This is a genomic window from Paenibacillus sp. D9, from assembly GCF_001188365.1.
Lineage (GTDB): Bacteria > Bacillota > Bacilli > Paenibacillales > Paenibacillaceae > Paenibacillus_O > Paenibacillus_O humicus.
In genome coordinates, this window is the sequence record NZ_JZEJ01000001.1 from 1,126,869 (window position 1) to 1,137,758 (window position 10,890).

10 protein-coding genes are annotated in these 10,890 nt (G+C 60.4%); 1 reads left to right on the top strand and 9 read right to left on the bottom strand.

Annotated features, from left to right (window positions below; all coding sequences use genetic code 11):
* Window positions 1–4 precede the first annotated feature (4 nt).
* The 4 genes from VE23_RS05250 to VE23_RS05265 are packed head-to-tail and all read right to left on the bottom strand — an operon-like array spanning window position 5 to window position 4,264.
* Window positions 5–187: a hypothetical protein gene (locus tag VE23_RS05250; RefSeq protein WP_021881273.1), complete on the bottom strand. Its 183-nt coding sequence runs from the start codon at window positions 185–187 to the stop codon at window positions 5–7.
* Complete coding sequence (locus VE23_RS05255; protein WP_048743726.1) at window positions 184–1,479, bottom strand: Ger(x)C family spore germination protein; 1,296 nt, start codon at window positions 1,477–1,479, stop codon at window positions 184–186. Before VE23_RS05255 ends, VE23_RS05250 begins: the two co-directional genes overlap by 4 nt.
* Window positions 1,476–2,576, bottom strand: a complete 1,101-nt coding sequence (locus tag VE23_RS05260; protein WP_049867504.1) for a GerAB/ArcD/ProY family transporter — start codon at window positions 2,574–2,576, stop codon at window positions 1,476–1,478. Before VE23_RS05260 ends, VE23_RS05255 begins: the two co-directional genes overlap by 4 nt.
* Window positions 2,573–4,264, bottom strand: coding sequence for a spore germination protein (locus VE23_RS05265; RefSeq protein ID WP_049867505.1), 1,692 nt, complete (start codon window positions 4,262–4,264; stop codon window positions 2,573–2,575). The genes VE23_RS05260 and VE23_RS05265 overlap by 4 nt, the downstream gene beginning before the upstream one ends.
* 216 nt (window positions 4,265–4,480) lie before the next feature.
* Between VE23_RS05265 and VE23_RS05270 the strand changes: the two genes are divergently transcribed.
* Complete coding sequence (locus tag VE23_RS05270) at window positions 4,481–4,702, top strand: hypothetical protein (protein WP_127505389.1); 222 nt, start codon at window positions 4,481–4,483, stop codon at window positions 4,700–4,702.
* Window positions 4,703–4,823: 121 nt separating this feature from the next.
* On the opposite strand, the gene VE23_RS05275 is transcribed toward VE23_RS05270, so the two are convergent.
* The 5 genes from VE23_RS05275 to VE23_RS05295 all read right to left on the bottom strand — a co-directional run.
* Window positions 4,824–6,050: a nitric oxide synthase oxygenase gene (locus tag VE23_RS05275; protein ID WP_084781687.1), complete on the bottom strand. Its 1,227-nt coding sequence runs from the start codon at window positions 6,048–6,050 to the stop codon at window positions 4,824–4,826.
* A gap of 14 nt (window positions 6,051–6,064) precedes the next feature.
* Window positions 6,065–6,889 carry an EcsC family protein gene (locus VE23_RS05280; protein WP_049867507.1) on the bottom strand — a complete coding sequence of 275 codons (825 nt, stop codon included), beginning with the start codon at window positions 6,887–6,889 and terminating at the stop codon, window positions 6,065–6,067.
* A 355-nt stretch (window positions 6,890–7,244) separates the two neighbouring features.
* On the bottom strand, window positions 7,245–9,317 hold the full coding sequence (locus VE23_RS05285; protein WP_049867508.1) for a HelD family protein: 2,073 nt from the start codon (window positions 9,315–9,317) through the stop codon (window positions 7,245–7,247).
* Between the two features lie 152 nt (window positions 9,318–9,469).
* Complete coding sequence (locus tag VE23_RS05290) at window positions 9,470–9,742, bottom strand: DUF1294 domain-containing protein (protein WP_232313192.1); 273 nt, start codon at window positions 9,740–9,742, stop codon at window positions 9,470–9,472.
* A gap of 129 nt (window positions 9,743–9,871) precedes the next feature.
* Window positions 9,872–10,890 (bottom strand): ATP-dependent helicase C-terminal domain-containing protein (locus VE23_RS05295; protein ID WP_332310157.1); only part of this gene is annotated, 1,019 nt, incomplete at its 5' end.

Sequence of the window (10,890 nt, forward strand, 5' to 3'; positions counted from 1 at the left end):
CGTGTCAACCTTCCTTGATCAGCGTAATGGCTACCGGCATCGTCAGAGCCGATGCGGAAAGAATGGCGATGATGATCGCTCCCCGGAAGTTTTTTTGCCTCCATAGCGAAGGGATCAGCACTCCGACATAAAGGCTTGCCCATATCGACAACAGCGCAATGAACGCGATTTTCAGGTTTTGTGTCATTTCAGATTCATCTTGTCTCCTTCCACAGCAGGTCCAACCTGGTCTCCATGCCTGCGCATCTGGAAGCGGATATCCAGCCGATATTTGGTCTCCTTGATATGGTCTCTCCACTTGAATGCGTACCAATCCTGCAGCGTGGGAAATGTCGCCCTGACGTGATTGCCGATATGGAAGCAATCCGTGCTCCATTGATGCATCGTTTTGTCCAGTATTTTGGACGTCCGGTCCCTCAATTGCTCTTCGACGGAAGTCTCCAGCTTCTTCTGGTTTTGCGGAAGCGTATAATCGAGCTTCGAGAACGAACCGATCAGATCTCCCTCCATCCGCACCTTGAACGACACCTCGATTTCATCCTTGTTCCTCTTGATGTCCATGTCGGGCTTTTTCTGGGCGCTCATGATGATGCTGAGCGTGAGCTTCTCGTCGGACGGATCGCGGAATTCCAGCGTCGTCTTCTCGAACTCCCCGCGCAGCATGTTCATCATGATCGTTTCATAAGCCGTAAGAAAGCCGACCATTCTTTCCCCCCGGTATACCGCGCTTCCGAAAAAGTCGATCGGGGTTTCGCCCGACCTATGTAAGGTTCCGGCATACTGGTCGCCCTCTATGGGCTGCGAAGCCTTCTTGTCCGAATCTTCATCCGCAATGCGAGCCTTGCCCTTCTCGATATCGGGCCGAGCCGCGGACAGGATTGTCGTCGCTCCGGTGCCTGGCTGCTCCATATCGACGATGAAATCGTGGAATCGGGAGTGATGCGGAGTGACAGCCCCGATATTGTGGGGGTCCAGCTCCAGCTCGAACCAGAGATTGATGTCTTTTTCCATCGTAGGCTTGATGGAATGGATGAACGTATCCGCCCTCCCCTTCGTCGTGATGACGTTGACCGTTCTCCGGAATTCGTCGTTGCGCACAACCTCGCCCAATACCGGCATGACGCCTTTGCGGGCAAGGCTTTCTCCAAGAACGAACACTTTGGAATGGATCAGGGTCAGCCGCCTCGCGACATAGCTTTGGCTGGCCATCAGCGCCGCGGTCAGATTCGACGCCTCCTGGGAGAAGACGTCGACGATCTGCTCCTGGCTCCCGCCGGAGCTGTCTCCGCCTGCGGCGGCGTTGCTGGACTTCGGCATGGCAACTGCAAACGTATAGATGAAATTGCTGCTCGGGCCGGGGTCGACGCCGACGGCCATGATGAACGCCATGTTCTCGGGATCAAGCCGGTCCCAGCAGCCGGACACTAGAGGCAGTCCGACCATCGGCAGCGCCAGCATCGCTCTCAGAAAGCGCCTCATGTCTGCTGCCCCTTCAGCTTGCTCTTGATCATGCCGAGGAGCCAGGTCAGCATGGGGATCCCGATGCTCACGAGCGAGCCGTACGTCCGCAGATATTGGCCATCCCATGATACGGCCTCCATCTCGCTGCCGGGAAGAATGGAACAAGCGTACACGAGAAGAGCGAGCGGAAAGATAACCGGCTGGACCTTCGGCAGCTTCATCATCTGAGAGAGCGTGGCCGCCGAGCAGTATAAGCCGATGGCCAGCTTCACGACGGCGCAGATGAGCCAGGAAATGAGAAAGACGCTTTCCAGCCTCTGGATCCATCGGCCGAAAATGACGAGCCGGCTGAGCTCGAACATCGGCACATTCAGACGGATGGCCGTCGGATAAGGGAAAACGAATAAGTAAACGAACGTCGTAATGAAGATCGTGAAGGCCGATACCGACATGCACCACCAGGCAGCCTTCGGCCACTGGCTTGTCTTTCTCAAGCGGGGAAGGAGAAAGCCGAAAACGAGCATTTCCGAGAACAAGGAGCTCTTCACGAGGCCAAGCGACAGCACCCGCGAGCGTCCCGTGCCCCAGAACGGCAGCAAGGCGTCCGGCTCGAAATGGGTCATCAGGCCTCCCATGAGCACGATGACGACGCTCGCCACGATCAGGCCAGCAGCCGACCAGCAGAAGCGGCCGATGGCTTCCAGTCCGGCATAGGCCACGACCGCAATCGGAATCAGCATGGCGATCATGATGATGTTCATCGGCGTTCGCGGCAAAATGTCGGAGGCCAGCAGCTCCGAGAACTCGCGAAGCACGAGAAACGTAATCGTAAAGAAAAAGGTGAAATAGACGAGATTCCATATCGTCCCCAGCCAAGGTCCCCATATCTCCTCCGTCGCCTCGATCAAGGTCGAGCCTCCCGAAGCATGGCGGAGAACCCCCCGGATCGACCACCAGGTGAGCGGGCACAGCATGGCGGCGATGAGGGCGATGATCCATGCCGCCGTCCCTCCTATTTCCGCCAGCGACCTCTGAAAAGGAAGAAAAATCTTGGCGATAATGAAGATGATCCCGATCGATGCCGTTTCGCGCACGCCGATACGATGCGTATTCAAGAGGATTCTCCTCCTTTGGCAGGGCCGGATTCCATGCTGTCGTTGCCGTTCTGCTCATCCGGAATTTTATTCATGTCCTTCGGATGAACCGAGATTGGCCGCTTCACCTGCTTCTGCAAAGGAGCCCGGATCAGCGTATCCCGGGTCGGCCGCCGCGGCGCCAGAGGAGACAGGCTCGGCACTCCGAAGCGGTTGCCCGCCATCCAATACGTCCACAGCATGATAGACAGCAGAATGACGCCGACCAGACCGAGGAAAGAGGCGCAGGCCAAATAAACGAATCTCAGGATGCGCGTCGTGAACTGCATGTTGTAATTCGGAATCGTATAAGAGGCAAGCGCCGTGGCCGAGGTGACAATGACGATGATGGGGCTGACGATATTCGCCTGAACCGCGGCTTGCCCAAGAATCAGCGCCCCGACGATTCCGATCGTCGGGCCGATCACGCTCGGGATGCGGACCCCGGCTTCCCGGATCAGCTCGAACATCGATTCCAGCAGGAACGCCTCCGCCGAGACGGGAAGCGGCACGGATTCGCGCGTGCCGGCAATGGCGAGAACGAGCGTCGTCGGAATCATTTCATGGTGGTAATTGGCAATGGCTACATAGAGGGAAGGCAGGTAAAGGGACATGAAGAAGCCGACACTGCGCACGATTCTCAGAAAGGTGCTGTAATGCCAGCGCAAATAGCTGTCCTCGGCTGTCTGCAGGAACAACGGAAATTGGGCCGGCACGATCAGGGCGAACGGAGAATTGTCCACCAGTATGCCAACAAAGCCATCGGCCAGTTGCGCCGCCACCCGGTCAGGTCTCTCCGTGCTGAGAATGCCGGGGTAAATGGAATTGGGATGGTCCTCGATCAGCTGCTCCACCATCCCGCTGTCGCCGATATAGTCGATGCGGATAGACGCAATGCGCCGCCGCACTTCATTGACGAGCTCCTCGTTGGCGATCGACTTCAAGTAGGCGAAGGAAATCCGCGTTCGCGAAAGGCTTCCGATCACTCCCGATTCGACGATGAGATCCGGGGTGCTCAGACGGCGGCGGATCAACGATATATTCGTACGGATGTCCTCCGTGAAGCCTACCTGGGAGCCCAGCACGACATTTTCCGTTTTTGGAGCCTCCAGCGCCCGCTTCTCCATGCCCTCGACATCCAGGATGCCCGCCGAGTCGACGCCGTCGATGATGACGACCGCCGAGCCGATGACGATGGCGTTCGCGATGTCTCCCATGAAGCAGGAGGATTCCATTTGTCCGTTCGTAAAAACGGAAGAGGCCATGTCCGAAATTTCCAGCCGGCTCTCATCCGGAAGGTCGGCTTCCAGCAGCGGCGTTATGACCGTCCGGCTCAGATGCTGCCATTCGATCAGGCTGTCGAGGTAGACGACGATGACCGGTCTCGAATGCTTGCCCAAAGAGATGGAATGGAAGATGAGTCCGCTGTTCTGCGGATAGGAAAAATGCTTCTTCAGCCACGAAATGTTCTCCTCCAGCTTATCTTGAAGCCGCAAAGGATTGCCTTCCCCGTCCAGCAGCGGCGGGACATGGGGAAGCGCGTCGATAACAGGCGTATTCTCGGCTCGAGCAGCGCCGTCCGCCTCCCAGTTTCCTAGAGAGAAGGATTCCGGAGGCTCCGTCGACAGATCTGCGACGACATATTTTTTAAGCTTGGCCCATCCCTTCATTTCGCTTCAACCCCTGGTTAGCAAGCCTTCATGAACTTGCCTGCATTTTTTGGCCGACTGGATAAAGATAACATCTGCTTGAGAGGTTCATTTTATTCCCATCTTCCGGATAACCCAGGGGCGGCTGGAAACGGCAAGACCTGAAGCGGCACTCCTATGGCAATTGCAGAGCAGCCTATTCAATGCAAGCATGGCAATTGCAGAGCAGCCTATTCAATGCAAGCATGGCAATTGCAGAGCAGCCTACTCAATACAAGCCCATGGCAAAAAAAGGCGGGACAAAAGCTGTCCGCCGGACTGGATGCCGAGCTGAGAAGCCGCAAAGGAGAGGTGAGCTTCAATGATGTCCTCGTCAACTATGCCGGGATCGGCCGGAGCGTTGCCATGGAGGAATTCCGGCCTGAGGACGGATCCGGCATGCATCGCCGCCTTCCCTGAATCCCCCGACAGCCGCCGGATTGCCGGCCGGCCCATCGGCGCGAGCGGCGGCTTTTCTATGTACGAGCACGACAAAAAGCCGACCCGGTTGCTTGGGTCGGCTTGGTAGCCTGCCGGCATCTTAGCTGCCGCGGCTCGCGTGAAAGGGACAGCCGCTCCTGATTCCTGCCGTCTCGGCGAAGACAGGCCGCTGCGCGGCTCCGGAAGATTCAGGCGGAGCCGGGCGGGGAGCAGCACAGGCTGCGCGTGCCCATGCCGGAGGCTGATAATTCAGGCTTGGGCTGAAATCGTATTCCTGCATGGCGCTGTCATGCCATACCGCAGTAGCCGCCGGGGATACCGGCGGGATGAGCCAGCTCCAGCGCGCGGACACGTCTCTGCCCTGTTCCCGCTCCTGCTGCTGGAAGCGCATGAATTGATCCGCCGCCGTATGATGGTCCACGATGCTGACTCCGGCCCGCTTGAAGGAATGAAGGACAGCCAGGTTCAGCTCCACCAGCGCCCGGTCCTTCCACAGCGTCGTGTTGCTGCTGCGGTCGAGGCCGAGGGCGTCGGCAACGTCGGGAAGCCTGTCGTACCGGCCGGCGTCCGCGAAATTGCGGGCGCCGATCTCCGTTTCCATATACCAGCCGTTGAACGGAGCGGCCGGATAATGGATGCCGCCGATCTCCAGGCTCATGTCGGATATGACCGGCACGGCGTACCATCTGAGGCCGAGACGATCCAGGGCGGGCGTGTCGGGATGCCGGATCTCGACTTCCTGAATCAGATGAGGCGGAATCTCAACCAGCTTCGGCTCCCTGGCTCCGATGCCGATGACGAGCGGCAGCACGTCGTAGTCGCCTCCGGTTCCTTTCCACCCGAGCCGCAGGCATATGGACGTAAACTCATCGGATGCCGGATCGCCGCGGCGCGGCGAAGAGCCGTCCGGCGAAGGATAACCCGCATATCGGATGAGCTGGTGGTTCCAGATGGATATTTCTTCCGAGCCTTCCGAGCGGCTGCGGAAGATCGTCATGAGCGGCCGGATCCTGCCCCCCGCTCCCGCCTTCTCCAGATGCCGGAACAGGCATTCGGCCACCTCGTCCTCAGTGGATGCATGGCGGGCGTCGATGACTTCAAGGGAATTCCAGAACAAACGGCCGATGCAGCGGCTGTTGTTGCGCCAGGCCGCCTTTCCCCCGTAGGCCAGCTCACCGGGCGTGTGGACATAAGCGCCCGTCCGGCGAATCTCGGCGTCGACCTCCCGGATCCGCTCTTCCGCCTCTTCCGGCGGCTTGTCCATTTCCCCGTAATACCGGCGCAGAAACGATTCCGCCTGCCGGCACAAGGCATCGATGCCCTCCATGCTGCTCATGCTGTCTATTCCCCGCTTTCGGCCAGTCTGGCCAGAATTCTCCGCTTCCGGTACAGCATCTCCGCCGCTTCGGTCACGTCCTTGAGCATCCCCCGGTTCGTATAGGCGCCGAAAAAGATGCCGGCTACCGGTATCGCCTGGAGCAGCTTCTTCCAGCCCCAGTTGTCCCGGTAGACGCTGATGACCTCCCTCCATCCCTGGATGCGGGAAATCGCGGCTTGGGCCGCTTCCTCTCCGGCCGATGCCTGCTGATTGATCTCTTCCAGAATAGCACGTTTTCCGACAATATCCGAGGATGCGAATTGCATGACCTTGACCGTGAAGATCCGCTCTTCCTTGAGCGTCGGATCAAAACCGTACGACAGGCCGATTTCCTGAATCGCCTTGAGCGAAAGGCCGAACACGGCCGGAATATCCACGGCGAGCGTGAAGATGCCTCCGATGCCCGTCGTCGCGCCCTGCGCCGTCGCGAACAAAGTACGCTCGCCGGCAAGCTTTCGGGCAGCCTCGTCCATGACCGCCAGCGAATAGGGGCCCGACTCCGGTCCCCCGCGCTTCGCATTGGATGCGGCCAGCAGCTGCCCGACCTTGCGGCCCGCGACCAGATACTTTCCGCCGTTCTGTATATATCCGCCAAGCTCGTCCAGCGCAACGCCCAGCTTCTCATGAACGATCCTGGGAGTGATCTTGTCGAGCATCTTGAACGGCAGCCGCGACAGCCGATCCCAAATCATCAGATTTTTTTGATCCTTTTCCCATTTCTCGACTTCAGCCAAGGCCGATTTCAATTGCGCAGCCGTCTCCAGGCCGCCTCCCGCATGAATGGACATCAGAGCCAATCCTCCTTATGTGCAACGCTTGCCTGTTGCGGACGGATCACCGGCGGACATGCCGGAGCGTCCCGCTCTCCCACCTACGGGGAAGGCGCCATCCAGGTTGCGGTTATGCATTGTTTACCCGGAAACGGGGAGAGCAATCCCTGAGGCAAGACGGAGAGCCAAAAAGCCGGGCCTGTCGGCCTGCGGATGGCAAGCAGAAGGCGCGGCTGTTCGGGCAAGCGGGCTGAAGCCGGGCCTGGCAAGGGCCCGGCGGGGCAACGGAGGAGCCTTGGGCCGGCAGCCCGGTCCGCCTGCCCTGATACAGAGCTGTGGCTTGGCAAGGACCCGGCGGGGCGACGGAGGAGCCTTAGGCCAGCAGTCCGGTCAGCCTGCCCTGATACAGAACCCGCAGTCGGTGCAGAGCCCTCGTGCAGCCTACATACAGAAGCTTCGCGTCGGTCGGGCCGTACGCCGCTTCGCCCGCATCGGCGATGAGCACCGCATCGAACTCAAGCCCTTTGGACAGATAGACCGGCACGACCGTGAGGCCGCCGCCGTACGCCGGCTGGCGGGAATGGACGAGCGCCGCATCGAGGCCTGCCTCCGTGAGGATCCGGTGGATATCCACGCATTCGGCCTCTGTCCTTCCGATGACGGCGATCGTCTGGAACCATTTCTCCTCTTGCCACTCCCGCACCGTGTCTGCGAGCCGCCCGGCCCAGTCCCCGCCGCCGCAGGCCAGCTCCTCGACCGGATCGCCGCTGCGGAACACCGGAACGGCAGGTTTTACTTCACCCGACATGCCGGCGAGCACGCGGTTGGCGAAGTCGATGATTTCCATCGTGGAGCGGTAGCTTCGGTCCAGCTCGTAATAACCGGTCTGCTCGGGAGCGAACAAATCCCGAAGCTGGCTCCAGCTATTGATTCCCGCGTAAGCGTGAATGCCTTGCTGCAAGTCGCCGAGCACCGTCATCGACGGCTGGCGCTGGCACAGCTTGAGCGCTTCGATCTGGAACGGAGAGTAGTCCTGCGCTTCGTCGATAACGATATGGTCGTAATGCGGCAGGCCGAGTCCGTGCAGGCGGATGTGAAGATAGACGAGCGGAGCGAGATCCTCCTGCTCCGCCTCTCCGGCTTTGATCCGCTGCGCGGTCGCCTTGGCCAGCGCCTTCGGCAGCGCGCCGGAGGCAGACTTGCCGTCCAGCAGCGCCCGGTATAGGGCAGGCGCGGTATAGGACGGTATTTTCTTGTTGAAGGAAGCCAGCTTCGCGAGCGCTTTGGAGCGGATCTTCTTGTCCGTCACGCCGCGGCTCTTGAGCTCGCCTTCCAGCCAGCGGCTGATCCGGCTTGCAAGCCGGTCGCGCCGGCGCATGATCGATTCCTCGCCGTAATCGGTATGGAACCATTCGCTCATCTGCTCAGGCTTCAGGCGGAAGCCGGGCAGCGGCTCGAAGGGTTCCGTCGGCACCATGCCCTCTTCCAGCTCGCCGAGCTTCGCCTCAAGCGCGTCCTTGAAGGCAAGGCTCCCCTTCAGCAAGCCGGAAGCCTCCTGCCATTCCTCGGCTGTGTGAGTGCGTTCGAACCAGTATTCCATCGTATCCGCAGGCGAGCGCAGCGACACCTCGTTCTGCAGCAGCTCGATCGCCCATTCGGAGAACGTCGTCTGGACGATATCGCCGACGCCGAGCTCGGGCAGCACGCCCGAAATGTAATCCAGGAACATCCGGTTGGGGGCGAAGATGATCATCCGTTCCGAGCGGATGCGCCCGGCGTATTGATAGAGCAGGAAGGCGAGGCGATGCAAAGCCACCGTCGTTTTTCCCGAACCGGCCACGCCCTGGATGAACAAGGCGAGATTTTTGTCCGCGCGGATGATCTTGTCCTGCTCCTGCTGGATCGTCGAGACGATGTCGCGGAGCTTGTTGTCCTTGCTCTTGCCGAGCCGGTAGAGCAGAAACTCATCCGTGACGGCATCGTCCTCCTGGCCGCGCACGAAGCTGTCGACCAGCCTCAGCAGCTCCTCCCGGCGCACCATCAGGTTGCGCTTGAGATGGACGGTGCCTTCGATTTCCCCGTCCGGGGAGACATAATTGACCGGGGCTTCCCCCCCGCTGAACGAATAGAACAGGCTCGCTACCGGAGCGCGCCAATCGATGACGAGCAGCTCGTCCGAGCCCGAACGGGCCACTCCGGCCTTGCCGATGTAGAGAGGGCTGGGATCCGCCTTGCCTTCCTCCTGGAAGTCGATCCTTCCGAAGTAGGCTTCCTTGCGCGCCAGCTCCAGCCTTCTCTCCCGTTCCTCTCTCTGCAGGTCGAGCATCTGCTCGGTGAAATCGTCGCCGGTATAGCGGGGGCCGATGCCCCGCAGCTGGACTTCGATGTCCTTAACGGCACTTGCGAGCCGTGTTTCTTCCTCTTGATAGGCACTTTGAGCACTCATGCCAGTTACCTCCTAAGGGTGGGTTTTTGGAAAAAGCGAAAGGTAACTATAGCACAGAAGACAATCTGGCAGCAATCGGAAATGTGGCGCCGCTTTCATTTTCTGCGAGACGAAATAAAAAAATCCGGGCCGCAAGCCCGGAACAAGTGCGGCTAGATCATTTTCAATACCGCATACACCCATATGGCATCAATGACGATGAGCAGGGGAATTCCGAACCGGAAGGAATTATGGAGCGTCTTATGCCTCCACTTCTTCATGCCCGCCCATGCGCCGGGCGCGCCTCCCAGCAGGCTGACGGCGAACAGCCTCTTCTCGGGGATGCGCCGCCGCCCCGCTCTAGCGGCCGCCTTGTCGATGCCGAACATGGCGAAAGCCAGGACGTTGGCCGCCAGCAGATAGATGGCCAGGAATGCCTTCGTCAAATGGATTCACTCCTTCCAGTATTCCTTTTGAAAGCTTCGGCAGCGAAGCCGCCTGTGCCGAATTGAATACAGACCGCGATCATGCCGCTATGAAGAGCAGATCAGGCCAACCGACAAGGAACGCAGCGTTCAGGTGCCTCTAGGCTTGGCGCGGCTGGTCGCCTGCGCCTGCAGCGGATCTTCGGGCCAGTAATGCTTCGGATAGCGCACCTTGAGCTCCTTGCGCACTTCGAAGTAGGCCGATGTCCAGAAGCTCTCCAGATCGCGGGTGACCTGCACGGGCCGCTGTGCCGGAGACAGAAGATGCAGGACGATCGGCAGCCGTCCGCCGCCGACCTTCGGAGACTGCTTCATGCCGAACAGCTCCTGGAGCCGGACCGCGAGGAAGGGAGCCTCAGGATCGCTGTAGTCGACCGGTATTCGGGAACCGCTCGGCACGGCGAGATGCGTCGGGGCATAATCGTCGAGCTGGCGGCGCCGCTCCCAGCCGAGCAGCACGTCTAGAGCTGCCGTCAGCTCCAGCTTCTGCAGCCCGGCCGCGCTGCGGATGCCGACCGCATAAGGCGCGAGCCAATGCTCCAGGCTTGCGAGCAGCGCCTCGTCGGAGGCATCCGGCCAGTCCGGACGCATCGCATGCATCAGCCTCATGCGGGCTTGCAGCTGCCTGGAGGCGCGGTTCCACGGAAGGATGCGCAGGCCCAGCTTGCGGATTCCGTCCATCAGCGCGGCTGACACCATGGCGGGATCGGGCTGCTGAAGCTGCGCCTCGCGGACCGTGATCGCGCCGAGCTTCAGCTTCTTGCGGCTGCGGACGGCTTGCGCTCCATCGTCCCAGACGACCAGCTCCTCGGTTTGGAAAAGCTCCGGCAAATGCGTTTCCAGCTCCTCGAGCTCGACGGAAGCAGCCAGGTCGATCCGGCCCTCCGTGCCGGAGTCGTCCAGCTCGCAGACGACGAGATAGCCGCATTGCGAGAGCGGCTGCGGATTCGGCAGCGCCGCCCCCCGGCCGCCGGACATCAGAAAGCGGCCGTCCGGCCTCCGCTGCGCGATGCGGTCGGGATACGCCAGCGCGAGCAGCAGGCCGCCCGGCGCTTCCGCCGCAGCGAAGCCCGGCTCGCCGCCGCGGTGGGCTTCGCCGGCGGCCGAGC

Excerpts from the sequence above, each read along its gene's own strand:
- VE23_RS05285 (WP_049867508.1), bottom strand. The coding sequence starts at position 9,317 with ATGAGTGCTCAAAGTGCCTATCAAGAGGAAGAAACACGGCTCGCAAGT.
- VE23_RS05250 (WP_021881273.1), bottom strand. The coding sequence starts at position 187 with ATGACACAAAACCTGAAAATCGCGTTCATTGCGCTGTTGTCGATATGG.
- VE23_RS05255 (WP_048743726.1), bottom strand. The coding sequence starts at position 1,479 with ATGAGGCGCTTTCTGAGAGCGATGCTGGCGCTGCCGATGGTCGGACTG.
- VE23_RS05265 (WP_049867505.1), bottom strand. The coding sequence starts at position 4,264 with ATGAAGGGATGGGCCAAGCTTAAAAAATATGTCGTCGCAGATCTGTCG.
- VE23_RS05275 (WP_084781687.1), bottom strand. The coding sequence starts at position 6,050 with ATGGAGGGCATCGATGCCTTGTGCCGGCAGGCGGAATCGTTTCTGCGC.
- VE23_RS05270 (WP_127505389.1), top strand. The coding sequence starts at position 4,481 with ATGCAAGCATGGCAATTGCAGAGCAGCCTACTCAATACAAGCCCATGG.
- VE23_RS05280 (WP_049867507.1), bottom strand. The coding sequence starts at position 6,889 with ATGTCCATTCATGCGGGAGGCGGCCTGGAGACGGCTGCGCAATTGAAA.